23 protein-coding genes and 1 riboswitch are annotated in these 24,210 nt (G+C 50.6%); of the genes, 17 read left to right on the top strand and 6 right to left on the bottom strand.

The window, feature by feature from the left end; genetic code table 11:
- Positions 1–79 precede the first annotated feature (79 nt).
- The 6 genes from guaB to NHG65_RS19645 all read left to right on the top strand — a co-directional run bounded on the left by guaB (position 80) and on the right by NHG65_RS19645 (position 7,576).
- Positions 80–1,543, top strand: coding sequence for an IMP dehydrogenase (gene guaB, locus NHG65_RS19670; protein WP_085118229.1), 1,464 nt, complete (start codon positions 80–82; stop codon positions 1,541–1,543).
- A 101-nt stretch (positions 1,544–1,644) separates the two neighbouring features.
- Positions 1,645–3,222: a glutamine-hydrolyzing GMP synthase gene (gene guaA / locus NHG65_RS19665; RefSeq protein WP_099062654.1), complete on the top strand. Its 1,578-nt coding sequence runs from the start codon at positions 1,645–1,647 to the stop codon at positions 3,220–3,222.
- Between the two features lie 855 nt (positions 3,223–4,077).
- Positions 4,078–5,181 carry a DUF262 domain-containing protein gene (locus NHG65_RS19660; RefSeq protein WP_499182576.1) on the top strand — a complete coding sequence of 368 codons (1,104 nt, stop codon included), beginning with the start codon at positions 4,078–4,080 and terminating at the stop codon, positions 5,179–5,181.
- Positions 5,182–6,288 carry a DUF3696 domain-containing protein gene (locus NHG65_RS19655; protein ID WP_499182575.1) on the top strand — a complete coding sequence of 369 codons (1,107 nt, stop codon included), beginning with the start codon at positions 5,182–5,184 and terminating at the stop codon, positions 6,286–6,288.
- Positions 6,289–6,329: 41 nt separating this feature from the next.
- Positions 6,330–7,160 carry a hypothetical protein gene (locus NHG65_RS19650; RefSeq protein WP_499182574.1) on the top strand — a complete coding sequence of 277 codons (831 nt, stop codon included), beginning with the start codon at positions 6,330–6,332 and terminating at the stop codon, positions 7,158–7,160.
- Between the two features lie 116 nt (positions 7,161–7,276).
- Entirely contained in the window at positions 7,277–7,576 is a 300-nt protein-coding gene (locus tag NHG65_RS19645; RefSeq protein ID WP_499183498.1) for a GNAT family N-acetyltransferase, read from the top strand.
- 11 nt (positions 7,577–7,587) lie between these two features.
- On the opposite strand, the gene NHG65_RS19640 is transcribed toward NHG65_RS19645, so the two are convergent.
- Positions 7,588–7,962: a winged helix-turn-helix transcriptional regulator gene (locus tag NHG65_RS19640; RefSeq protein ID WP_261259000.1), complete on the bottom strand. Its 375-nt coding sequence runs from the start codon at positions 7,960–7,962 to the stop codon at positions 7,588–7,590.
- Between the two features lie 126 nt (positions 7,963–8,088).
- On the opposite strand from NHG65_RS19640, the gene NHG65_RS19635 reads away from it, so the two are divergent.
- The gene (locus NHG65_RS19635; RefSeq protein ID WP_499182573.1) at positions 8,089–8,922 is read left to right on the top strand and encodes an enoyl-CoA hydratase/isomerase family protein; all 834 of its coding nucleotides are present in this window, start codon (positions 8,089–8,091) and stop codon (positions 8,920–8,922) included.
- A 77-nt stretch (positions 8,923–8,999) separates the two neighbouring features.
- Here the strand turns inward: NHG65_RS19635 and NHG65_RS19630 are convergent, their stop codons facing one another.
- Together NHG65_RS19630 and NHG65_RS19625 are read right to left on the bottom strand one after the other, a co-directional pair.
- On the bottom strand, positions 9,000–10,781 hold the full coding sequence (locus NHG65_RS19630; protein ID WP_499182572.1) for a hybrid sensor histidine kinase/response regulator: 1,782 nt from the start codon (positions 10,779–10,781) through the stop codon (positions 9,000–9,002).
- Positions 10,778–11,410, bottom strand: a complete 633-nt coding sequence (locus NHG65_RS19625) for a LuxR C-terminal-related transcriptional regulator (RefSeq protein ID WP_499182571.1) — start codon at positions 11,408–11,410, stop codon at positions 10,778–10,780. Before NHG65_RS19625 ends, NHG65_RS19630 begins: the two co-directional genes overlap by 4 nt.
- A 177-nt stretch (positions 11,411–11,587) precedes the next feature.
- On the opposite strand from NHG65_RS19625, the gene NHG65_RS19620 reads away from it, so the two are divergent.
- Together NHG65_RS19620 and NHG65_RS19615 are read left to right on the top strand one after the other, a co-directional pair.
- A complete protein-coding gene (locus NHG65_RS19620; RefSeq protein ID WP_499182570.1) occupies positions 11,588–11,902 on the top strand; it encodes a putative periplasmic lipoprotein in 315 nt (104 codons plus the stop codon).
- A 208-nt stretch (positions 11,903–12,110) separates the two neighbouring features.
- Positions 12,111–15,131: an autotransporter outer membrane beta-barrel domain-containing protein gene (locus NHG65_RS19615; protein WP_499182569.1), complete on the top strand. Its 3,021-nt coding sequence runs from the start codon at positions 12,111–12,113 to the stop codon at positions 15,129–15,131.
- 20 nt (positions 15,132–15,151) lie between these two features.
- On the opposite strand, the gene rluF is transcribed toward NHG65_RS19615, so the two are convergent.
- Positions 15,152–15,952, bottom strand: a complete 801-nt coding sequence (rluF, locus tag NHG65_RS19610) for a 23S rRNA pseudouridine(2604) synthase RluF (protein WP_099062641.1) — start codon at positions 15,950–15,952, stop codon at positions 15,152–15,154.
- A 217-nt stretch (positions 15,953–16,169) separates the two neighbouring features.
- Between rluF and NHG65_RS19605 the strand changes: the two genes are divergently transcribed.
- Positions 16,170–16,478, top strand: a complete 309-nt coding sequence (locus NHG65_RS19605; protein ID WP_099062765.1) for a YcgJ family protein — start codon at positions 16,170–16,172, stop codon at positions 16,476–16,478.
- 49 nt (positions 16,479–16,527) lie between these two features.
- Entirely contained in the window at positions 16,528–16,863 is a 336-nt protein-coding gene (locus NHG65_RS19600) for a TonB family protein (RefSeq protein WP_283603739.1), read from the top strand.
- Positions 16,864–16,986: 123 nt separating this feature from the next.
- On the opposite strand, the gene NHG65_RS19595 is transcribed toward NHG65_RS19600, so the two are convergent.
- Positions 16,987–17,436: a winged helix-turn-helix transcriptional regulator gene (locus NHG65_RS19595; RefSeq protein ID WP_099062764.1), complete on the bottom strand. Its 450-nt coding sequence runs from the start codon at positions 17,434–17,436 to the stop codon at positions 16,987–16,989.
- Positions 17,437–17,531: 95 nt separating this feature from the next.
- On the opposite strand from NHG65_RS19595, the gene NHG65_RS19590 reads away from it, so the two are divergent.
- From NHG65_RS19590 to NHG65_RS19575, 4 genes are all read left to right on the top strand, one after another.
- Entirely contained in the window at positions 17,532–18,767 is a 1,236-nt protein-coding gene (locus NHG65_RS19590) for an MFS transporter (protein WP_499183497.1), read from the top strand.
- 116 nt (positions 18,768–18,883) lie between these two features.
- Entirely contained in the window at positions 18,884–19,591 is a 708-nt protein-coding gene (locus tag NHG65_RS19585) for a GntR family transcriptional regulator (protein WP_499182568.1), read from the top strand.
- Between the two features lie 9 nt (positions 19,592–19,600).
- Entirely contained in the window at positions 19,601–20,578 is a 978-nt protein-coding gene (locus NHG65_RS19580; protein ID WP_499182567.1) for a sugar phosphate isomerase/epimerase family protein, read from the top strand.
- 108 nt (positions 20,579–20,686) lie between these two features.
- On the top strand, positions 20,687–21,952 hold the full coding sequence (locus NHG65_RS19575) for an MFS transporter (protein WP_413478548.1): 1,266 nt from the start codon (positions 20,687–20,689) through the stop codon (positions 21,950–21,952).
- 41 nt (positions 21,953–21,993) lie between these two features.
- Here the strand turns inward: NHG65_RS19575 and NHG65_RS19570 are convergent, their stop codons facing one another.
- A complete protein-coding gene (locus NHG65_RS19570) occupies positions 21,994–22,419 on the bottom strand; it encodes a GNAT family N-acetyltransferase (protein ID WP_099062635.1) in 426 nt (141 codons plus the stop codon).
- Between the two features lie 68 nt (positions 22,420–22,487).
- Positions 22,488–22,579: riboswitch (TPP riboswitch) on the top strand.
- A gap of 36 nt (positions 22,580–22,615) precedes the next feature.
- Between NHG65_RS19570 and thiM the strand changes: the two genes are divergently transcribed.
- A complete protein-coding gene (gene thiM, locus NHG65_RS19565) occupies positions 22,616–23,410 on the top strand; it encodes a hydroxyethylthiazole kinase (RefSeq protein ID WP_283603733.1) in 795 nt (264 codons plus the stop codon).
- The gene (gene thiD, locus NHG65_RS19560) at positions 23,407–24,207 is read left to right on the top strand and encodes a bifunctional hydroxymethylpyrimidine kinase/phosphomethylpyrimidine kinase (RefSeq protein ID WP_099062633.1); all 801 of its coding nucleotides are present in this window, start codon (positions 23,407–23,409) and stop codon (positions 24,205–24,207) included. Before thiM ends, thiD begins: the two co-directional genes overlap by 4 nt.
- The last annotated feature ends 3 nt before the right edge of the window (positions 24,208–24,210 follow it).

Here is a 24,210-nt window from a genome sequence, read left to right as displayed (position 1 = left end):
GAGGCAACCGATTACGCTCTGTATAATGCCGCGGCAATATTTTATCTTTTTCACAGCCCACTCTGGTGAGATATTGCCCATGCTACGTATCGCAAAAGAAGCACTGACATTCGACGACGTTCTCCTGGTTCCAGCTCACTCTACGGTTCTGCCTAATACCGCTGAGCTCGGCACCCAATTGACCAAAACTATCCACCTGAACATCCCTATGCTGTCCGCAGCTATGGATACCGTCACCGAAGCCAATCTGGCTATCGCGTTGGCGCAGGAAGGCGGTTTGGGCTTCATCCACAAAAACATGTCCATCGAGCGTCAGGCTGAAGAAGTCCGCCGCGTGAAAAAACATGAAAGCGGCGTGGTCACCGATCCACAGGCCGTGACACCGACCACCACCCTGAAAGAAGTGAAAGAACTGACCGCGCGTAACGGCTTTGCCGGCTACCCGGTAGTGACCGAAGAAAACGAACTGGTTGGTATTATTACCGGCCGTGACGTTCGCTTCGTTACCGATCTGAACCAGCCTGTTACCGCCGTGATGACGCCGAAAGAGCGCCTGGTTACGGTGAAAGAAGGTGAAGCGCGTGAAGTCGTGCTGCAGAAAATGCACGAAAAACGCGTTGAGAAAGCGCTGGTGGTCGACGATCAGTTCCATCTGCTGGGCATGATCACCGTAAAAGACTTCCAAAAAGCGGAACGCAAGCCAAACGCTTGTAAAGACGAGCACGGCCGTCTGCGCGTAGGTGCTGCCGTTGGCGCCGGTGCAGGTAACGAAGAGCGCGTTGATGCGCTGGTCGCTGCCGGTGTTGACGTCCTGCTGATTGACTCCTCACATGGCCATTCCGAAGGCGTATTGCAGCGCATTCGCGAAACCCGCGCCAAATACCCGGACCTGCAGATCGTTGGCGGTAACGTCGCGACCGCTTCAGGCGCCAAAGCACTGGCTGATGCCGGCGTTAGCGCAGTGAAAGTGGGTATCGGTCCTGGCTCCATCTGTACCACCCGTATCGTTACCGGCGTAGGCGTACCGCAGATCACCGCTATCGCTGACGCGGTTGAAGCGCTGGAAGGTACCGGTATCCCGGTTATCGCCGACGGCGGCATCCGTTTCTCCGGCGACATCGCCAAAGCTATCGCGGCAGGTGCAGCCTGTGTGATGGTCGGCTCCATGCTTGCAGGTACCGAAGAATCTCCGGGTGAAATCGAGCTGTATCAGGGCCGTTCGTTCAAATCCTATCGCGGTATGGGTTCTCTGGGCGCGATGTCCAAAGGCTCTTCCGACCGTTACTTCCAAACCGATAACGCCGCCGACAAACTGGTGCCGGAAGGTATCGAAGGCCGCGTGGCTTACAAGGGCATGCTGAAAGCGATCGTTCACCAGCAAATGGGCGGCCTGCGCTCTTGCATGGGCCTGACCGGTTGCGCCACCATCGACGAACTGCGCACCAAGGCTGAATTTGTGCGCATCAGCGGCGCCGGCATTCAGGAAAGCCACGTGCATGACGTGACCATCACCAAAGAGTCACCGAACTACCGCATGGGTTAATGCTTTAACTTCTCCTGCGGGGGAAGCCGGGGTGGGGCGTAACGCTTCACCCCGAAAACACTATTTTCGCTCTTTTTCTCTGTTGCTGGAATTCGCCTCACATGACAAAAAATATCCATAAGCATCGCATCCTTATTCTGGATTTTGGTTCGCAATATACTCAACTGGTAGCACGCCGCGTGCGCGAAATCGGCGTTTACTGTGAGCTGTGGGCCTGGGACGTTAGCGAAGAGCAAATCCGCGAATTCAATCCAAGCGGCATCATCCTGTCCGGCGGCCCGGAAAGCACCACCGAAGCCAACAGCCCGCGCGCGCCAGAATACGTGTTCACCGCCGGTGTCCCGGTGCTGGGCGTATGCTACGGCATGCAGACCATGGCGATGCAGTTGGGTGGCCAGGTAGAAGGTTCCAACGAGCGTGAATTCGGTTATGCCCAGGTGGAAATCACCACCGAAAGCGCATTGGTGCGCGACATTGAAGACGCCCTGAGCCCGGCTGGCAAACCGCTGCTGGACGTGTGGATGAGCCACGGCGACAAAGTCACCGCTATCCCGGCTGACTTCGTGACCGTTGCCAGCACCGATACCTGTCCGTTTGCCATTATGGCCAACGAAGAAAAACGCTTCTACGGCGTGCAGTTCCACCCGGAAGTGACCCACACCCGTCAGGGCCAGCGCATGCTGGAGCGTTTCGTACTGGATATCTGCCAGTGTGAAGCCCTGTGGACCCCGGCCACCATCATTGAAGATGCGGTTGAACGTATTCGCCAGCAGGTGGGTGAAGATCACGTGATCCTCGGCCTGTCCGGCGGCGTAGACTCTTCCGTTACCGCCATGCTGCTGCATCGCGCCATCGGCGAACGCCTGACCTGCGTGTTTGTCGACAACGGCCTGTTGCGCCTGAACGAAGCCGACCAGGTACTGGAAATGTTTGGCGACCACTTCGGCCTGAACATTGTTCACGTGGCGGCAGAAGATCGCTTCCTGAGCGCACTGGCCGGTGTTGACGAGCCAGAAGCCAAGCGCAAGATCATTGGTCGCGTGTTCGTTGAGCTGTTCGACGAAGAAGCCTGCAAGCAATCTGAAGTTAAATGGCTGGCGCAGGGCACCATCTACCCGGACGTGATCGAATCCGCAGCTTCTGCCACCGGCAAAGCGCACGTGATCAAGTCGCACCACAACGTGGGTGGCCTGCCGAAAGAGATGAAGCTGGGTCTGGTCGAACCGCTGAAAGAGCTGTTCAAAGACGAAGTGCGCAAAATTGGTCTGGAACTGGGCCTGCCGTACGACATGCTGTTCCGTCACCCGTTCCCGGGGCCAGGTCTGGGCGTGCGCGTGCTGGGTGAAGTGAAGAAAGAGTATTGCGACCTGCTGCGTCGCGCCGATGCCATCTTCATCGAAGAGCTGCACAAGGCCGATCTGTACAACAAGGTCAGCCAGGCATTCACCGTATTCCTGCCGGTCCGTTCGGTTGGCGTGATGGGCGATGGCCGTAAATACGACTGGGTTGTTTCACTGCGCGCAGTGGAAACCATCGACTTTATGACCGCGCATTGGGCGCACCTGCCGTACGATTTCCTCGGCCGCGTCTCCAACCGCATCATCAACGAAGTGAATGGCATTTCCCGCGTAGTTTATGACATCAGTGGCAAGCCACCGGCTACCATTGAGTGGGAATGATTTGACGTTCGACAGCAACTAGCAAAGAACATAACCAAGTCCGCGTAAAAGCGGGCTTTTTTTTGTCTTTATTGTGGCATTTTTTTGCATCGTCCAACCCTCGACTTTATGATAATTTAGGTATTACTCTAACCTATACTATATTTAGCAGTTGCTATCATGATATTTATAGAAAGTCTTTACAGGGTTAAAATAATTAATGTTTTTATAATTGTGAGCGACGCTTTATGAGTTTCAGATTTTCAATATGAACGGGTTGCATAGTGGTGGAAATGTTGAAGAGAAAATTAGTCTTTAATCTGTAAATAATCATTCTTTCAATGCTTGCGTATACACAAAATTACTGTCACATCGTTTTTTCTATGAGTGTATTCTATACGAGTTAGTGTGATATGTTTTACATTTGTCTGTATCTATTGACAGTGTCAGGAAAAATATCTGAACTTTCAGTTGAAAGTTAATTGTCGTACATCGCTATTACTGGAAGATATATAATTTTAAATTGAAAGGCGCATTCTTATCTAGAATACTACAATTATCGAAAAATTCCACATGGTTTTCGATAGACTATAATATTTAGTAGAATGGTTATGATGGGCATTGTTTTGGATTTATTTCTTGCAGAAGAATTACGAGATGGTACGCTGCTTATATATGGTAAGGCAGGCACTAAATGATGTGTTTTCCGGTATTTAAATGGTCTGTAGGTTAAGTGATTTCTAATCCAATGCTCTTCTGTTAATATTTAATGTTAATTGATGCTTTTTATTTTTAATTTTTTTCGTACGCGATTAACTATATTGTTAAGTTTTAAATTTGCTGATACACTAATTGTTAATTATAAAAGGTGATCTTATGAACTATCTTGACCTATATGAGAAAGCAGAGCAGGAGTCTCTGCTAACCTTTAATCCTGCAGACATTAATGTCAAGCAAGAGAACTATAGTTGTGACCAAATTATTGAAATGCTTCAATATAAAGAAATAAATCTAAACACTGAGTTTCAAAGATCATCGGATTTGTGGGATGATGAGCGTATGAGTAAGTTTATTGAATCGATGTTTCTTAAATTACCTATACCACCATTCTATTTCAATATAATTCATTTGGAAAATAATTCGGAAAAAATTTATTGGGAAGTTATTGATGGCTTGCAAAGACTATCTGCACTGCGGAAGTTTTGTTTTGGCGATTTAAATAATAATATGTTGAAGTTATGCGGTCTTGATTTTTATACTGAATTAAATGGTAAATGTTTTGATGAAATACCTAGGCATTTGATCAGGAACTTCAAAGCAAGCCAGTTACAATTGCATCTTGTTTATCCAAATACGCCTTTCGAAATAAAATATAGAATATTTGAAAGGATAAATACGACAAATTTAAAGCTTAAAGATCAGGAGGTTAGACATGCTCTTTATCAAGGTGGGATAATAACCTTGTTAAAAAAAGCAACATCGGATGTTGTTTTTAAAAACAATGTTAACATAAATGATACTCGAATGGATGCTCAGGAGACGGTATTGCGAGCAATTTCATTTTCCTGTTTTGGTTATGCAAGGTATCCGCAAGGAAGTAATCTTAAATTATTCTTAGATCTTTCAATTAAGGCTTTAAGCAATCTTAATGCTCATGATCTAGATATAATATATAGGCAATTTAAAGTTGATTTTGAGTTTTGCTTAAATATACTAGGTCCAGATTGTTTTAAAAATAAATCTAGCAGCCGTAGTGTCTTTAATAAAGGGCTTTTTGACTCATTAATCTATGCTGCATCAAAAGTTAATAATAGTAAAAAGAATAATATTCAGAATTACACTAAAAAAGCAATACAAGAATCGTACACTAATTGTCTGCAAAATGAACGTTTTAAAAAATCAATAAGCAATGCAACAAGTAGGCAGGATAATGTTATTTACCGATTAGAGAAAGCATCGGAAATATTTAGGGGGATATAAATGATTAATAATGTATCAATAATTAATTTCAAATCAATTCAAAGTGAAAGTATCAAGCTCTCATCTTTGAATTTGATAACGGGAGTAAATAGCTCCGGAAAATCGACTTTGCTGCAAAGTATATTAATTTTAAAGCAACTAACACCTACAAAAAAAACATTAATACTCAACGGGAGTTATGTAGAGTTGGGGGCGGTTAGTGATATATTGCATCAATTTTATGTTGATAACAAAATTGAAGTGAATTTTAGTCTGGATGAAAAAGAAATATTATCAGTCTCAATAGATAACCCTGAAAATTGTCTAAAGAAAGATCATGCACCAATAGTTTTTAGTGGAAAAAAACACACGCTAAACTCACTAACTAAACGGATGAAGTATTTATGTGCTGAAAGGATAGGGGCGGAGTTTTCATATAAAATAGATAATTATCTACCTGACCTAGGAAAGAATGGAGAGAATACGGTTTCTTTCATTCACGAAAATAGAAATAAAAAAATAACAATAAAATCATTAATTCACAAAAATGCAAAAAATGTCGAAGGTCTTGAAAGTTCACTTCTAACTAATATAAATGAATGGATGAAGGAAATTTCAACTGGAATAAACTTAGAGTTTGATTCTAACCCGAAAACTAGAAGCTCAAGCATGTCTGCGGTATATTATAGTTCTACATTATTTGATAGTGTAAGCCCAAAAAACTTTGGGTTTGGTATAAGTTACTGCCTCCCGGTAATTACTCTGATCTTATCCTCAAAAGAAAAAGATATTTTACTTATTGAAAATCCTGAGGCACATATACATCCTACAGGACAAACTAAGCTTGGCTATTTATGTGCTATTGCTGCAAGTGCTGGCGTTCAATTAATAATAGAAACACACAGTGATCATTTCTTTAATGGAATAAGATTAGCCATAAAAGAAGGTAAGATAAAAAATGAAAATGTTTTAACATATTATTTTGATAAAGAATTAAAAGGGGAATTATCAAATCAATCGCTTTGTACAAAAATAAGTACCGTGGAGCTTTGTAGTGACGGTAAAATAAAAAGTGCGCCTACGGGGTTTTTCGATGAATGGCAAAACTCATTATTTAAATTATTATGATATATCTTAACACTTTATCCATAATATCATTAGAGAGTATCTTGCTCAATCAGAACTCTCTTAAACAGTCTCTTGCATTTCTAAATTCAATTGAACAGAAGTTTTTACTTTGTGTTCCGTGTAATACCCCAGAGTTTCTTGTAGAGGAAAATATTACATTTAAGCAAGCATTAAGTTCAATTTCAGATAGTGAACTCAGAACATTGTTAATAACAGTATTGGCTAATAGTACTTGTTACCTTGGTGAATATCCTAAAAGTTATTTTCATCAGTCTAGTAATGATTTTTTTAATGCATTTGAAACTTATTTAGGAACGGAACCACCTGAAAAAATAATCCTTTCCGTATATAGTAACATTCAATGGGAAAATAATTCCGTTAGTTTAATTAATGACACTGTTGAATCATGCTTTCCAAATTGCCCATCACTAAGTTTTAATAATTTCATTGATGGAATAAATAAATGGAAAGATATTATTAAGATTTTTATATCGAAAAATGAAAAGATAGAAAGTTATCTTTGTCACGGAGTTTCAGTTAAAAAACTGATACCTAAAATTATTTATGATAAATATTTGGAGGAAATTCAAAATCCCAACCTAAAGATTCAAAACATTCGTGCCATGGCAAAGTTGGTGGCAGAGTGTTGTGAGTATCAATATTCTCACGAGATTTCACAGAGAAATAGATCAGGTTCGGTAATACGTGATATATACTATAATCAAACTAATGAATTATATATTTCAACTGACATAACTCATGGGAGGTTTGAAGTCTTAAATAGTGCTGGTATTCATATTTGTGAAGTTGATTTTGAAGGTAAGCAGACAAAACCACGCGATGTAACTGGGTTGCACAATATAATAATCTAGGGATTATTTATTGATTGGTTTTTTTTTAAACTACCAACTCAGCTGCTGACTATGCCGAAGGCAGAGATTCTCTTCGTTGGGCCATTGTAGATTCGAGTGACGGTTTGCTCGGCACGGTGGGGTTGAACGAAATATCCCGCGAGCATGGCCGGGCTGAAATTGCCTACGATCTTGACCCGCGCCACTGCGGTCGGGGGTTGGCGACTGAGGCGGCGAGTGCCGTTATTTATTGGGCGCACACTGTTCTGGGCCTTCAGCGTGTGCAGGCTACTGTCCTTGATAGCAATATATTGTCCATTGCCGTTCTGGAGCGGGTGGGCATGCAACGCGAAGGCTTGATAAGGCAATACCGTCGCGTGCGCGGGCAGGCCCGAGATTATTGGATGTACGCAGCCATTCATCGCGCAGGAAATTGAGGCTGTCAGCCTCAATTTTCACCCTGTTGGTTTTGCTCATCATATCTGCGTTGACTGTCCTGTATCGACTCCATATTTCCCAGCGTCCAATCAAATAAAATTGAGAACGGCCCCTGCAACGACTCGCCGAGAGGCGTCAGTGAATACTCGACGCCCAGCACTCGGCCATCTAAAACTCTGCGTTTTACCATGCCGTTGCGCTCAAGCTTGCGCAGTGTCTGGGTAAGCACGCGTTGAGTGACGCCATCAAGGCGACGCTTGATGGCATTGAAACGCCGTGGCTCGCGAAGCACTTCCAGCACCATCATTGACCATTTATCCGCGATCTGGTCGAGAATGATTCTGCTTGGGCAGTCAGCGCGGTAAATCGGATCGGTCTGGTTCATCGGTATCCTCCAGCATCCCTGGGATGCTTAAAGTGCGTAATTGACCCTAGGTATGCAAAGTATACCATGTGCTGAACAGCACCCAAACCCGGTGCCAATGTCCCGCAAACCACCCAGGAAATTGACATGACTGATACAGATTTCGGCAGGCTGAGTATTTCCCATGATGCTGGCGTGTCGACGATTACGATCGATAATCCGCCGGTAAATGTTCTTGATGTGTCTTTGATGTCGGAACTTAGCCGCTTTCTTGTTTCTGTTCGTGACGACCCGAATACGCGAGTGCTGGTATTCCAGAGTGCGAATCCCGATTTTTTTATTGCTCATGTCGACATGACCTTAATTGATGAACCCCATGCTTTCGATGAGCTTGCACGTGATGCTCCGGAAGGGCTTAATCCGTTCCAGGCGTTCGGTGAGCTTCTACGCGCGCAGCCACAGGTCACGATCGTCAAGCTGGCCGGGCTGGCACGCGGCGGTGGTGCCGAATTTGTTGCGGCGGCCGATATGGCGTTTGCCGCAGAAGGGCTGGCGGGACTCGCCCAATGTGAAGCGCTGATGGGGATCACCCCCGGCGGGGGGGCGACCCAGTATCTGACCAGCCGGATGACGCGCGGTCGTGCTCTTGAAGTGGTGCTTGGTGCCGAGCTTATCGATGCGGCTACGGCGGAACGTTACGGATGGATTAATCGTGCATTGCCCGCAGGCGAGCTCGATGATTTCGTCGATCGGTTGGCTCACAACATCGCAGCATTGCCTGAGGGCGTTATCGCAGCAGCCAAGCAGGCGATGCCCGCACCAGATCTGCGGGAAGGCTTTTATCGCGAACACGAAGCCTGGGCAGGGCTGTTTGAACGCCCGGCAGCAGAAAAACTCATTCGCGGTGGGCTTAAGGCGGGTGCCCAGACCCGCGACGGTGAGCGAAACCTCGAAGGCTTGATGCGCGGGCTTGAGTTCTAAAAGGGATTTCTCCCCTGAAATCTGACCCATACGGAAACGGAATTCCGGTGTGGGTTCACTGGTTTAAAGCCTCCTCACTAACAGGATGCCCACTGCGACAGCAACACATAGAGTTTTGCAGGTTCCAATGGTTTTCTTAATACCAGATAGCCCTCCTGCTCGGCCTGTTGCAAAGTGGGTGAGTTAAATTCACCGCTGACCATGGCACCGCTGATATCCGGCAGGCGGTCAAACAGGGCTTTCAAGATATCGAAGCCGCTCTCGCCAGAGCGAAGTCGTTGATCGCAGAGTACGGCGAAAGGGCGAAAGCCTTCATCGATAATGGCAAAAGCCTCCTTTGCGGAAGCGGCGCAGCGCACGGTCAGGCCCCAGGTGCTCATCAAACTCGACCAGGCCGAAGTCACCAGCGGATCATCGTCCACGACCAGGCAGGAACCGTATAGCGGCGCATAGCGAGCAGGGGTAACGGTGTTTGAGTAGGTGTTTGCGATTTCGGGTGTTTTGTCTTCCCCGGTGTACAGGGCAAAGCGCATCCAGAAACGGGATCCTTTACCCTCAACGGAGTGCATGCCGTATTTCACCTTCATCAATTTGGCGCAGCGTGCCACGACCGCCAACCCCAATCCATGGCCGGCGCTATCAATTTTCCACGCCAGTTCGGGACGATAATAGGGGGAAAAGACTTTGCCTTTTTCTTCGTCGGCAATACCAACGCCGGTATCCCATACCTCGAACAGGCATTCCCCCCTTTGCGGGCGGATCGCTATCAATACACCGCCTTTTGGCGTGTAACGCAGCGCATTTTGGATCAGGTTAATCAGTGATTGCCTGATGAGTAATTGATCGCCCACCACGAGGATTCGTCGCTTTGGCCGCCAGGTCCGCAGTGATAATTTCCGGCTATTCGCTTCTTCACGAAACAGCGTAATTACCGAATCGAGCACTGTTCCAATATCCACGTGGGTAGTGGCGGTGCTGACGTTGCCGGATTCAATCTTGCTGAGATCGAGTAAAGAATTAAACATCAGGTGCACGGAGCGCACGCTTTGCTGCAGATCCATGAGTTGCGGGGTGAGCGTGGTATCGCGGTTTTTGTGAATGATGGCTTCGATCAAAAAACCCATGGCATGCACCGGTTGGCGTAAATCATGGCTGGCGGTGGTAAGAAATTGGTTTTTATCCAGCAGGGCCTGTTCCGCTTCTTCTTTGGCCTGCCTAAATTGCTCTGCAAGGCGGGAGCTGTTCTCTTCGAGGCGGGCTTGCTGGATGAAGAATTTATGAGAGCTTAACGCGTGGCGGTAGATGGCGAATCCATAAAGCAGATTAAGCATTAATACAATAAACATGACATCGTTTAATCGCCAAATGATACCAATATTCAGCATGCCCCAGCAGGAAAAGAAAAACAGGGTAAAGGTGCTAATGATTGGCGTCAGATGTGTTGCATTTGCCGCGACGATAGCCGCTATGCTGATGTTCAATAATAAGAAGAAATCAAAATTCCCGGTCTGCGGTGTGATTACATATAATGAGGAAATGCCTAAGCCATGAACGAAAGCGACTTTATTAATATGCGGTAGCCAGCGGCGGAGAATAGCCTCTGCGTCTTTTTTCTTGGCTTCATTTTTATAGCTGCGATGCCATACTCTGATAGCCACGGCACAGCAAAGATACAAGACTATCCAGCTAGTAATGGGCCACAGGTTTTCCCCCAGTAAATAAATCCAAATAGCAAAAGGGATGCCGACAAGAGGCACTGCGCTGAAGCTAAATACCAGGCGTAGAAAGGTATTGTCCAGCAGGCGGATTTGCGCTCGTGGAGAGATCCCATCATCCTGTAAAGACTGAATTATTTTCATTCTGATGGAGCCTGTCTGCCATGAAGTAAAGTAATCGCCTCCACCCGGCTGTTAACGCCTATTTTTTTCAAGATATTACTGATGTGTTCTTTGACGGTAGGTTCGGAAATAGAGAGTTGTGTGGCAATTCTTTTATTAGGCAGGCCGCGCATCATCATGGTTAAAACGTCAATTTGTCGTGGTGTTAAATTAAAGTTATGGAAATTATTTTTGACACTGGCGCTATCCATGGAATTATCCAGAGGAAACCATTGTCGATTGTCGGTTAGTACAGAAACGGCTTTTTCAAATGATTCAGGTGGTTCGTTCTTAAGTACAAATCCGTGACCGCCTGCATCACGCACCTTTTGCCATATTTCATTATTCTCATCACCACTGACCACCAGTAAGCGCACCTGAGGATAGAGCTGTTTTATCTCTTTCAGCAATTTCAATGCCGTGCCATCGGATAACCAAAAATCGATAACGATTAAACGCGGTGCGCCATTTTCAAGAATGTGTCGATAACAATTTTCTTCGTTGGTTGCCACATGAACATGCTTAAATCGACAATGCGTATTAAGGAAATTGGCAATGCCACTTGCCACCAAAGGATGGTCATCAACAACCAGTGCATAATCCTGCCCCAAAGCTATCTCCTTTCGCCTAAGCATATCAGATGGTTCTGATGATTTTTATTATTGACCCTCCCTACTTTAGGAGGGTTTTTTCGTTTAGGAAAGAGAAATATATTATGTGGGGATTTGGATAAGATAAAACATAGAGCCATTCAGTGTTTGGATCTGTTTGGTTGAAAAGGATAATTTATGAAGAAACCATTTATCGCTTTAGCCGTTACTTTACTGGTAAGCGGCTGTTCAACATTGAAAACCGATCAGGCAATACCCTTGCTGCAGGCGGAAACGGCAAAAATGCTCGGCTTGGGTTCATCGGACGAAATTACCGTGACCAATGTTAATGGTGCTCAACCCGATGCGCTGGGCGGGCAAAAGCTTTCTTACCGCGCCACCACTGAGAAAGGACGGATCTTCGACTGCTCCTCGATGATGATGCCAGGGTTTTTAGGATCGGCAGCCACACTGAGCACGCCAAGCTGTACCCCAGTTGTTACGCATAAATAATCCACCAACATGATGCCGACAGGGATATTTGGCCTGAAGTCACAATAAGTTTGGTATCGAGACGTTAGCGCTGGGGGGCAATAAGCTGGCGTCTCGATGGCAATCAGTTTGTGCATGCGACATTACGTAGCCTACACCCTCTAATACATTGAATTTTTCATATAAATAATAACTTTGATGGCATCAGGATAATTGAGCCGGAGATAACATGAAAGATAAAATATCGCATCACTTAGCGGTAAGAAAACCGCTTTCCAAAGTTTACCTCGCACTGTTTTCTGCACCACTGATATTGATTGGACCTGCTGATATAGCCCGGGCCGATGATGCTATTTTTGATGGCGAATCCAAAGTTACAGAATCTTTGGCCTACGCCGGTAATGTTTATGTTGGCCGCAATCAAAGTGGGAACCTATTGATCGATAATGGCGAGGTTAATGCCTATAACATCAATATTGGCACCCGTTCAGACGACAAAATTTATGAAAGTCTGGTCACGGTCAGAGGACCGAACGCGGTATTGAGCGCCATCAACGATCAATATGTTCTGCGCGGCAGTTTAAATCTCGGGCAGGGAACATTGCGGGTTGAAGAGGGCGCACTGGCCAGTGCGAAAGAAATTATCGTCGGTACCACCGGCGGTTACGACAGCCATCTGAATGTTAAAGGCGCCGGCTCCAGGGTTATCAGCGACAGGCTTGGCATCGGTTTCGGGCAGGGCGCGCGTTCGACCCTGTTGATTGAGGATGGCGGGGTAGTGACCACCGTGGCCGCCGCCAGAATTGACAGCGGATTCATACCCGATGAGGCCGACAAGCTGGGACCCAAAGCCACGGTGACCGGCAATAACTCTCAGTGGAACATCACTCAGGCGCTCACCGCCAACGGCGATATGGACGTGCTGAACGGTGGGGCGGTCAATGTTGGCAGTGCGCAGATTGCCGGCGTTTCAGGCTCACGCAAAACCGCCGAGTTGTATATCGCTGGCGAGGGCTCGCGTTTTACCAGTGCCAGCAGTGTCAATGTTGGGGACTATGGTAACGGCGTGGTGTCGGTCGTTGATGGCGGCGTATTTTCCACCGGTGCTAACGAACTGCGGTTGGGTGACACAGGATCGGGCTCGAACAGGGGCGCATTAATCATCGGCAGCCGCGGCAATATGGATACTGGCACCGGCTTGACCGAACCCACGCTCGGTGCGGCGGGAGGTGCGGGGACTGTCGATGCCCAAACGGTCGTCAATCTGCGCGGTGGGTTGTTCGGTAGTTACGTTTACTTTAATCACAATTCTGACAACTACGATTTCCGCAACAAAATGATGGGTGAAGGCGAGGTTATCAACACCGCCGGGCAAACGACGCTGAGCGGTGATCTGACTCAACTCAAGGCTAACGTGAGCGCTCGCGGCGGAAAAATCATCATTGGCAGCGATATCAATACGCAGAAAGAAGACAGCCCTTTCGACGTGCAGACGCTCAGCGCCGAAAATGGCGGGACGTTGATCCTGAATGCGACAGCCGGTTCTGACGTCAACAATGGTCAGGGTTACAGCAGTGCTGCATCGATCAAGTCCGGCGGTACCTTGGGCGGCAATGGCACTTTGGGTCAGACGGAAATTCAGTCCGGTGGCCATATTTCTCCCGGTGATGGCAACATCGGCACTTTGACGCTGAAACGCTATCTGAATTTCATTGGTGAATCTTTCTACGACGTCGATATTGCCGGCGATGGCAGCAGTGACAAGCTGGTGGTCACGGGTAAAACCACTATCAGCGATCAGGCGAAGGTGCAGGTGACTGCGTTGGACCCGCAAACCAGCTATCAGACCGGCCAAAGCTACCGTATTTTAACCTCGGAAGGCGGGATCGATGGGCAGTTCGCCGAAGCGGTCTCAAAATCTGCGTTTCTGGACGTGGCGCTCAACCACAGTGCGAATGCCGTGGATCTGACCATTGCGCAGAAAGGTGGTGGTGAGAATCCGGGCGGTGAAAACCCGGGAGGCGAGAACCCAGGCGGTGAGAATCCCGGCGGAGAAAATCCAGGAGGTGAGAACCCGGGAGGTGAGAATCCTGGTGGCGAAAATCCGGGAGAAGGCAGCGGCAAGCCCGGCATTTTCCAAACGGTGGCGCAAACCGGCAATCAGTGGAATACCGCCGGCGCGCTCTCGACTCTGGCACAAGGCGGCCCTTCATTGGCCCTGTACAACTCTCTGTTGTTATTGAGTGCTCCGGAGGCGCGAGAGGCGTTCAATCAACTGTCTGGCGAGGTCTATCCTTCCATGCAGTCTAACCTGATTGCCGGCAGCACCATGCTGTTCAATGTGCTCAATCAGCGTATGTTGCGCGCTTTTGATAACGATACGTTGCCTGTTCCACCATTGGCGATGACGCTGGTTCAACCGGCGCAGGCCGAAAACAGTGGCGTGTGGGGGCAGACGTTTGGCTCATGGGCAAGAAACAGCGGTAACGACAACGTCGGAAAACTTGATGGCAACACCAGCGGTTTCCTGCTGGGTGCAGACCATAAATTAGCGGATAGCAGTGTTCGCGTTGGCGGGTATTTTGGTTATAGCCGCGGTGATTATGATGTCGATAGCCGCCGCTCCAAGTCCGACAGCGATAATTATCACCTCGGTCTGTATGCCGCAGGGCAGCAAGGCGCCTTCTCGTTACGTGGCGCGTTGGGTTACACCTGGCACCGGCTGGAAAATGAACGCAACGTTAACTTCGGTAATTACTCGGATCGGCTCAAGGCAGACTATGATGCTGACTCGCTGCTGGCGTTCACCGAAGCGGGCTACCGTTTTGGGCAGTCGGACGCGAATCTTGAGCCCTTCGTCAATCTGAGTTACATCCGTCTGCATACGGATAACTTCGAGGAAAGTGGCGGTGCCGCAGCGCTGAGCGTGCGTAATGAAACGATGAATACCTTCTATTCCACGTTGGGCGTGCGCGGTACGGTTGAACTGCCGCAGAACGTCAGCCTTTATGGCTCATTGGGTTGGCAGCATGCCTACGGCGATAAAACCACGTCATCACGCATGGCCTTTGCCGGCAGTGACGCGTTTATCACACAAGGTACTGCGGTTGATGACAACCTGATGGTGGCGGACATTGGGGTGAGCGTGAAGTTGTCGCGATCCACCAGCTTGGATCTTGGCTATCAGGGGCAATACGGTTCTGATACTCAGGTAAATGCAGTCAATGCCAACATCAGATGGTCATTCTGATTTTCTAAAGAATTAGGTTTTTATAACGGGGTATCGTTGGGCAACAGGCCATTGTTGCCTGGCGATATCTCGGCTCCCTGCAACTGGTCGCCGTCCTCGGACGAAGAGTGCTCAAGCAGCTTGAATAACTCGGTTCGCTCATCCCCGGTCAAGTCCCGCCATTCGCCCAGCGGCAGCCCTTCCAGAGTGATGTTCATAATGCGTACGCGCTCAAGTTTGGTGACTTCATAGCCAAAGTGTTTGCACATGCGGCGGATTTGGCGGTTAAGCCCCTGAACCAGCGTGATGCGAAATACCTGCGCGGTTTCTTTCTCCACCCGGCATTGTTTCGTCACCGTATCCAGTATCGGCACGCCTGCCCCCATGCCCTGAATAAACTCATCGGTCAGGGGTTTATTGACGGTGACCAGATACTCTTTTTCGTGATTATTACCGGCGCGGAGGATCTTATTGACCAGTTCGCCGTTATTGGTCAGGAAAATCAGCCCCTGAGAAGCTTTATCCAGGCGGCCGACGGGGAAGGTGCGCTGGCTGTGGTTAACGAAATCGCCGATGTTATCCCGCTCATGTTTTCCCATGCTGGTGAGGATGCCAACCGGTTTATTCAGCGCGATCAGCAACAGATCTTCGGCATTGCGTGGCTCAATCAGCTGACCGTTGACACTCACCCGATCCCCGACCAATACCTGCGCGCCCACGTCGGCCAGGCAGTCGTTGATAAAAACCAGGCCCTGCTTGATATGACGATCGGCATGGCGACGGGAACAGATGCCGCTGTCGCTAATGTATTTGTTCAGGCGAATGGATGATTGAGTCAACATGGTTTCCCCGTAAAACGCGGACTATACCTTACCTGGGGAGGCATTGCGAAGGCCGCACCCGTGGGGTGAGCAGAGCGATAACATTGCATTCGCCAGTGATCCCTTTTCTATGGCAGGATAACCTTACAAAACGGATACCCACTCATTAAACGAGGCTGACTCATTGAATAAAATAGCACTTTCGTTCTCACTGACTCTGCTGCTTGCCGCATCCGTGATGCCTGTGCAGGCAAAGCAAAATTCATCCCTCAAGTCACCGGCATCAGGCGTGTTATGTGACCGTTACGCCTGTGCGAATGGCACCGATGGTATTTCCCGTGAATTGACCGAGAAGTATCTCGGCAAGAAAGCCGCCACCAAGCTGTATTCACAAGGTGACTTCGACTCGACCGAGTTCACCTTTGCCAATGGCATTTTCTGCGATGTCAAAGAGCGACTGTGCCGTGAGGATCGCTACTACGGCGAAGGCGGTAAACGCACCGGAGCCGTTTCCAAGAAATACACCGAGCTGCTTTTCGGCCACTAAACTGCCAGAGTCTGGCAGTTGCATTAACTAACTTATGGAGTGAGTTACAATGATAAAACCTGCTGCCAAGATAATGTTGTTAGTGCTTTTTTCGCTATCGCTGACGGCTTGCACCGGCAGTGAGAAGACTGCCAAATCGCCATCAAATTCAGTAACCGACCGGCAGAAGCCACAAACCAATTTCGCCAGGGTTAAATTTGACGTTGATGCAGAGGGGCGTGTCCAGAACATTCGCCTTCTTGAGTCTCATCCCAGCGGTATTTTTGATAATGAGATGAGGATGGCAATGCAGAAGTGGCGTTATGAAAGCGGTAAACCTACGAAAGATCTCATTGTTAACATCCGTTTTAAAAAAGAGAGTTCTGCAGTAGGTGAATCATTTTAGTTTTTTCTGCACTGCTAGCGCAGGCCAACGAGTGAATGGCAAGCTTTGGCTCACCCGCGGCATCAAAGCCGCGTTCTTGCCACTCATCTGACGTAGCGGCTGCAGTGCTTTACTCACACGATTTCATTCATCACCGACCTTCACCACCAAAGTATTCAGCGGCGTAAGAGTTTGCCCGGTGCTGCCGGTCGGCGTCATGCGCGGTATCGGCTGGCCGCTGTCGCTTTCGACCAGCGTTGATTTCGCCTCTGACGCGTCAAACAGATAATCCTCACCCCACTGGCGCAGGCCGACGATCACCGGGAACAGGGCGCGCCCTTTGTCGGTGAGAATATATTCCTGATAGGCGCTGCCGTCCGAGGCGGGTGCAATCTCCAAAATGCCGTGTGCCACCAGGGTGCGCAGCCGGGTAGAGAGGATATTCTTCGCCATCCCCAGTCCCTTTTGAAATTCGCTGAAACGGCGCACGCCGTCGAAGGCATCGCGCACAATCAACAGCGACCACCAGTCACCAATCACATCCAGCGTACGTGCCACCGGGCACTGTGCATCTTCCAGACTTTTACGTTTCACGGTTTTCAATTCCTGCAGCGGGATCGAGTTGCATTATAAAACCATCATGCGTAAAGTTCATTGGGTTTAATAATGAAACCACTTTGGGGCGAATGATGAGTGACAAAATGCTGGATCCGATTTGTGTATCGCCGGGGGGATCGCTGAGCCGGATGCCTGCGGCGTTGGTGCTGTTGCTGGCGGGGGCCAGCGCTTTTAGCGTGGCGAATGTCTATTACGCTCAGCCGCTGCTGGACGCCATTGCCCAGGATTTTAATATCAGCCTGGCGTCGGTGGGCATGGTGATCACCGTTACCCAGTTGGGTTGTGCTTTGGCACTGTTGCTGGTGGTGCCGTTGGGCGATCGGGTTAATCGCCACCGGCTGCTGGCGGTGCAGCAACTGCTATTGATTGCCGCATTGTGTGCGGTCGGCTGGGCGAACAGCAGTTTGTTATTACTGATCGGCATGCTGTTGGTCGGGCTGCTGGGCACGGCCATGACTCAGGGATTGATCGCCTTTGCTGCCACGTTGGCGGCGCCGCATGAGCGAGGGCGGGTGGTGGGGGCAGCACAAGCTGGGGTTGTCCTCGGCCTGTTGCTGGCGCGTACGCTTTCCGGCGCACTGGCGGATTTGGGCGGCTGGCGAGCGGTTTACTTCTTCTCGGCGGCGGTAACCTTGATCCTGTTGCCGATATTGGCGCGTTTGTTGCCTGCACCGCGCACGCCGCCATCAACGCTCAGTTACCCGGCGCTGTTGCGATCAATGCTGACGCTGTTGTGGCGTGACCGTACGCTACAGATCCGCGGCATGCTGGCGCTGCTGATGTTTGCAGCATTCAGTATTTTCTGGAGTGCACTGGTTCTGCCACTCAGTCAGGCGCCGTTTAATTTTTCACATTCGGTGATTGGCGTGTTTGGTTTGGTGGGGGCGGTGGGCGCACTGGCGGCGGTACGGGCTGGGCATCTGGCCGATCGTGGTTTAGGGCAGGTGGCGAGTGGGGTTTGCTTGCTGTTGCTGGTGTTGGCCTGGTTACCACTCGGCATGCTGAGTAACGGGCTGGGGTGGCTGATTGTGGGCATAGTGCTGCTCGATCTGGCCGGGCAGGCCATTCATGTGCTGAATCAGAGCCTGATTTTCAGCGCACATCCGCAGGCCCATAGCCGGTTAGTCGGCTGTTATATGTTGTTTTACGCGGTCGGCAGTGGGCTGGGTGCCTTTGCCAGCACCCACGTATTTGCCCTGGCGGGCTGGTCTGGCGTGTGCTGGCTGGGGGCGGGTGTCAGCCTGGTCGCTCTGTTGTTCTGGGGGCTGACGCTGCGTGCGATGCCCGCCTCAGGCACGGTGCATTAACCGGCATCCTTTCGGTTCTGGGACAGGAGTCACATATAAAATTCAGTACCCCCATTGTTTGTCATAATTCACCGCGATACTGTTGTGCAATCTGGTTTAAACCAATTGAGTGAGCTATGGAAAACAACTCCACCGTTGAACTGGCCAAGCAAAGGCTTAATGACTGGCTGAGTCAGGGCGCGATAGCCCCCGGTGACAAGCTTCCTTCGGAGCGAGAACTGGGGGAATTGCTGAACATTAAACGCATGACGCTACGTCAGGCGCTGCTGTTCCTGGAAAGCGAGTCGAGAATATTCCGCAAGGATCGCCGGGGCTGGTTTGCGGCACTGCCGCGGTTTAACTACAACCCCAACTCGTCTACCAGCTTCAAACAGGCAGCTATTGAGCAGAGGCGTTTTCCTTCCTGGGGCTATATGACCAAGGAGCGGGTCTTGACGGCACCGGCGGCTATTGGCGATTTACTGCAGGTGAGTGAAGGGGCAGAGATCTACCAGATTTGTGGCTGGGGGGCGCTGGATAATCACATCGTGTTTTATCACGAAACCTATATCAATCCGCTGGTGGCTCCCGACTTTATCGAACGTCTGGGTGAGAACTCATTTGCCGAAGTGTGGGAAAACGCCTACGGCACCCCCACTCATACCCGTCACCTGGCGTTTAAACCTACCCGATTATCTGGCGATGCCTGCAAGGTGATGGGCGGCAACGCCAGCACGCCGTCGATTCTGGTAGAGAAGCATCGTGCCGATGCCCAACGCCGTATCGTACAGGTGGATATCGAATACTGGCGCTTCGAGTCGGTGGATTTTTTCATTAACTTATAGGTGAACACCATGGATCGCTTAACGGCGGAGAAAGTCCTTCTGCGGGCGCAGAATTTGCCCCTTTACCTGCATGCCTACGCTTTTCATCTCAATATGCGCATGGAGAAAATCCTGCCAGAGGATCTGCTGACCATTGCTCATCAGCAGCAGTTGCGCGGCGTGAAAGTGCACGTGTTAGACGGAGAAAGTCAGGCGCTTTGCCACGCCGATGATGCCCGCTTACGCAAGTTTGGTGAGCAGGCGCAGCGCTATGGGCTGGATATTCATATCGAAACCAGCGCCTCCGACTCGCAGACTATCGATCAGGCGGTGAATATTGCCCTTAAATCCGGTGCCAGTTCGGTGCGCTTTTATCCGCGCTATCAGGGGCCATTGCATGAGGTGTTGGCACGTATCGCGGCCGATATTCAGTACATCAAGCAGCGTTATCAGCACTCGGGTCTGAGCTTTACACTGGAACAGCACGAAGATCTCAAGAGCCATGAACTGGTTAGCCTGGTTCGGGCGGCGGAGTTTCCTCAACTTTCCCTGTTGTTCGATTTCGCCAACATGATTAACGCCAACGAAGAGCCGCTGTCGGCATTGGCGACAATGGCCGGGGAAATCACGCAGGTGCATATCAAGGATGCACTGATTGTGCGTGAGAAGAAGGGCATGGGGCACCGGGCCTGCATTTCCGGGCAGGGGGACTTACCCTTCCGCGAACTGTTGCTGGGGCTAATTGGTTTGGGCGACGAGCGGCCGCAGGTCACCGCTTATGGGCTGGAAGAAGAAGTCGATTATTACGCACCGCCGTTTCGTTTCACCGATGAGGGCGATAACCCGCCTATCCCATGGCGCGAAATGAGTGAAACCGCTTTACCGGAGCAAGGGCTGGAAGAACGACTGAAAAAAGAGTCTCAGGATGCTTTAAATCAAATTCACCATGTTCGCACCATTATTAACAGTTTGACGCAGCAAGCCCGGGAACGGCTAACCCCGGCATAATATAATAACGAAATTTATAAATTACATATTCTCGCTGATGTGGAGATGTGCTCGTCCCATCACCGAGGTCACAACACCGCTTAATTATCTATTGGCTGTGAGGGAATGATGCTGACTAAAAAAAGATGGGCGCTATTTAGCTTGTTGGTCTTATGTGGCGGGACAATATATAAATTGCCCTCCCTTAAGGATGCTTTTTATGTGCCGATGCAAGAATATTTCCACCTGAGTAACGGAGAAATTGGTAACGCCATGTCGGTCAACTCGATTGTGACCACCATTGGCTTCTTCTTATCGATTTATTTCTCCGATCGTCTGCCGCGTCGCTTTACCATGTCGTTTTCACTGATCGCCACTGGCTTGCTGGGTATTTACCTGTCCAGCATGCCGGGCTACTGGGGCATTCTGTTTGTCTGGGCCCTGTTTGGCGTCACCTGCGACATGCTGAACTGGCCGGTGCTGCTCAAATCGGTGAGTATGCTGGGGGATAATACCCAGCAGGGGCGGCTGTTCGGCTTCTTCGAAACCGGGCGCGGCGTGGTGGATACCGTGGTGGCGTTTTCCGCACTGGCGTTGTTTACCGCCTTTGGCAGCGGCTACCTTGGTTTCAAAGTTGGGATACTATTTTATTCGGCGATCGCCATTATTGTGGGGATTATTATTCTGTTGGTGATGAAGGAAAGCCCGGAGGAGAAAATACCATCGAAAAGCGCAGTGTCAGTCGATAAAAAACCGGGCATGAGTAGCGTATTAAAAAATAAAACGGTCTGGCTGATTGCCTTCAGCGTTTTCTGTGTTTATGCGGTGTATTGTGGGCTGACGTTCTTTATTCCTTTCCTGAGCCATGTTTATGCATTACCGATTGCACTGGTTGGGGCCTACGGGATCATTAATCAGTATTGCCTAAAAATGGTGGGTGGGCCGATTGGCGGTCTGATTGCGGACAAAGTATTAAAATCCCCCAGCAAATATTTATTCTACACCTTTATTATCAGCGCCATTGCGCTGGCATTATTGATCTTGTTGCCGCATGAGCAAATGCCGGTCTATCTGGGCATGGCCTGTACGCTGGGATTTGGTGCGGTGGTCTTTACCCAACGTGCGGTGTTCTTCGCACCGATCGGTGAGGCGGGGATTGATGAGGAACACACCGGTGCGGCGATGGCGCTAGGCAGTTTTATCGGTTACGCCCCGGCAATGTTTTGCTTCAGCCTGTACGGCCACATTCTCGATGCTTTCCCCGGGCTAACCGGCTACAAGATTGTCTTCGGCCTGATGGGCATGTTTGCCTGCGCCGGGATCATCGTGTCGGGGCTGTTGGTCAGAAATATCCGCGCACGCGGCAAATTGACCCCGGCGGTTTCTGCCGCCTGATTTGGGGACTATGGATGGGCACGGTACAACACGCCGTGCCCTTACTTGGTCGGCGAGTGCATCAGGTAATAGTCCTCCGCGCCGTCATTGCCGGTGGTGATCGTCCGCCAGCCGTGTTTATGGTAAAACGCCAGCGCCTTCTCATTCTTGACCAGACATTTCAGCGAGCCGGTGGCGGTAAACGTCTGCTCCGCTGCCTGCAGCAGTGCGCTGCCGACGCCCAGGGGCGGCAGGTGAGGGTCGACATACAGATTGTGAATAAAGTTATCCTGACGATAAATCGAGACAAACCCCAGTCGCTTCCCCTTTTCTTCCGCCACCCAAATATCCTCGCCCAGTGTCGAACGATCGAAATCTTCCAGTCGGTAACCTTCGGTATCACGCCAGGGGAACGCCGCTTTGCGTGATGCCAGATACAGGGTGCGCAGGAACGGACGGTCGGCCTCCTGGTATTTTCTTATTTGCATGGCGTCTCCTTTTTATTTTTTGACACTATAGCGCGATTGACCTCACCGGCGGCAACCCCAATAATGACCGTCTTGACTCGGGGTGCCTCTAGGGGCTGAGATTTTACCCGTATTACCTGATCTGGATTATGCCAGCGTAGGGAAGTCTCGGTGCCCCCACCGGCACCCGCCTTCTTGAACGCCGGTTGGGAGGAATATGTTCGCTCGACCTGATGCTTTACCCGGCGCTCACGCCGCGGCTTGTTTGACCCAATTTAAACGCCAACCCCCTTTGATTCACTGCCTGACCAACGAAGTGGTGCAGGAACTGACGGCAAACGTATTGCTGGCGCTCGGCGCTTCCCCGGCGATGGTGGTGGAACCGACCGAAGCGGCGCAGTTCAGTCGGCTGGCGGATGCTTTGCTGGTCAATATCGGCACCCTCAATGCCTCGCGGGCCGAATCCATGCTGGCCGCGGTAGAGGCCGCCAATGCGGCGGGCACCCCCTGGACGCTGGATCCGGTCGCCGTCGGCGGGCTGGTGTACCGCACTGCATTTGCCCAGCGTTTGCTGGGGGAAAAGCCGGCGGCGATCCGCGGCAATGCCTCGGAGATCATGGCGCTGAGCGGCATGCAGGCGAACGGTCGCGGCGTCGACAGCGCTGACGATTCACTGGCGGCGTTACCGGCGGCACGTGAACTGGCGCGGCTCAGCGGGGCGATAGTGGCAGTGACCGGCGTGGTGGATTACATCACCGATGGCCAGCGTGACTGGGCGGTCGCCGGAGGGGACGTGCTGATGACGCGAGTGGTGGGCACCGGTTGTGCGCTTTCGGCGGTGGTGGCGGCATTTTGCAGCCTGCCGGGCGATCGGCTGGACAACGTAGCCACCGCCTGCCGGGTGATGTCGCTTTGCGGTGAACGGGCGACGCGCCGTGCCGCCGGGCCGGGCAGTTTTACCCCGGCGTTTCTCGATGCCCTTTACCAACTGCGCCCGGAGGACTTGCAATGAAACGGATTAACGCATTGACCATCGCTGGGACCGATCCGAGCGGCGGGGCCGGTATTCAGGCCGACCTGAAAGCTTTCTCTGCGCTGGGGGCCTACGGTGCCTCCGTGATCACCGCGCTGGTGGCGCAAAATACCCGCGGCGTGCAGTCGGTGTATAACATCGAGCCGGCCTTTGTCGCCGCTCAGCTTGATTCCGTGTTCAGCGATCTGCGTATCGACAGCACCAAGATTGGCATGCTGGCCAACGCCGACATTGTGCAGGCGGTGGCGGAGCGTTTACGTCACTATCAGCCGTCGTTTGTGGTGCTGGATACGGTGATGCTGGCGAAAAGCGGTGATCCTTTGCTGGCACCGGAGGCGGTGGAGTCGATTCGCCGCGAGCTGTTGCCGTTGGTGTCGATCATCACGCCGAACCTGCCGGAAGCGGCGGCTCTGCTGGAATGTGCCCCGGCGGAAAACGAAAGCCAGATGCGTGAACAGGGGCGGGCACTGTTGGCGATGGGCTGCCAGGCGGTACTGATGAAGGGCGGCCATCTCAGCGAAAGTGAAAGCCCGGACTGGCTGTTCAGTGTGGGGCAGGAGCAACGCTTTACTGCACCACGCGTAGCGACCCGCCATACGCACGGCACCGGCTGCACGCTGTCTGCTGCATTGGCCGCGCTGCGTCCGCGCCACGACGACTGGGCAGGTACGGTCGCTGCCGCCAAGGATTATCTGCAAAAAGCCTTGCAGCAGGCCGATACGCTGGAAGTGGGGCACGGCATCGGGCCGGTGCATCATTTTCACGCCTGGTGGTGAGTC

The sequence above is a fragment of the Serratia myotis genome (genome assembly GCF_027474885.1).
Classification (GTDB): domain Bacteria; phylum Pseudomonadota; class Gammaproteobacteria; order Enterobacterales; family Enterobacteriaceae; genus Serratia; species Serratia proteamaculans.
This window is presented reverse-complemented; position numbering and strand designations above follow the sequence as displayed.

Coding starts and splice junctions, on each gene's coding strand:
- guaB (WP_085118229.1), top strand. CDS start 80: ATGCTACGTATCGCAAAAGAAGCACTGACATTCGACGACGTTCTCCTG.
- guaA (WP_099062654.1), top strand. CDS start 1,645: ATGACAAAAAATATCCATAAGCATCGCATCCTTATTCTGGATTTTGGT.
- NHG65_RS19660 (WP_499182576.1), top strand. CDS start 4,078: ATGAACTATCTTGACCTATATGAGAAAGCAGAGCAGGAGTCTCTGCTA.
- NHG65_RS19655 (WP_499182575.1), top strand. CDS start 5,182: ATGATTAATAATGTATCAATAATTAATTTCAAATCAATTCAAAGTGAA.
- NHG65_RS19640 (WP_261259000.1), bottom strand. CDS start 7,962: ATGAACCAGACCGATCCGATTTACCGCGCTGACTGCCCAAGCAGAATC.
- NHG65_RS19635 (WP_499182573.1), top strand. CDS start 8,089: ATGACTGATACAGATTTCGGCAGGCTGAGTATTTCCCATGATGCTGGC.
- NHG65_RS19630 (WP_499182572.1), bottom strand. CDS start 10,781: ATGAAAATAATTCAGTCTTTACAGGATGATGGGATCTCTCCACGAGCG.
- NHG65_RS19620 (WP_499182570.1), top strand. CDS start 11,588: ATGAAGAAACCATTTATCGCTTTAGCCGTTACTTTACTGGTAAGCGGC.
- NHG65_RS19615 (WP_499182569.1), top strand. CDS start 12,111: ATGAAAGATAAAATATCGCATCACTTAGCGGTAAGAAAACCGCTTTCC.
- rluF (WP_099062641.1), bottom strand. CDS start 15,952: ATGTTGACTCAATCATCCATTCGCCTGAACAAATACATTAGCGACAGC.
- NHG65_RS19605 (WP_099062765.1), top strand. CDS start 16,170: ATGCCTGTGCAGGCAAAGCAAAATTCATCCCTCAAGTCACCGGCATCA.
- NHG65_RS19600 (WP_283603739.1), top strand. CDS start 16,528: ATGATAAAACCTGCTGCCAAGATAATGTTGTTAGTGCTTTTTTCGCTA.
- NHG65_RS19590 (WP_499183497.1), top strand. CDS start 17,532: ATGAGTGACAAAATGCTGGATCCGATTTGTGTATCGCCGGGGGGATCG.
- NHG65_RS19585 (WP_499182568.1), top strand. CDS start 18,884: ATGGAAAACAACTCCACCGTTGAACTGGCCAAGCAAAGGCTTAATGAC.
- NHG65_RS19580 (WP_499182567.1), top strand. CDS start 19,601: ATGGATCGCTTAACGGCGGAGAAAGTCCTTCTGCGGGCGCAGAATTTG.
- NHG65_RS19575 (WP_413478548.1), top strand. CDS start 20,687: ATGCTGACTAAAAAAAGATGGGCGCTATTTAGCTTGTTGGTCTTATGT.
- NHG65_RS19570 (WP_099062635.1), bottom strand. CDS start 22,419: ATGCAAATAAGAAAATACCAGGAGGCCGACCGTCCGTTCCTGCGCACC.
- thiM (WP_283603733.1), top strand. CDS start 22,616: ATGTTCGCTCGACCTGATGCTTTACCCGGCGCTCACGCCGCGGCTTGT.
- thiD (WP_099062633.1), top strand. CDS start 23,407: ATGAAACGGATTAACGCATTGACCATCGCTGGGACCGATCCGAGCGGC.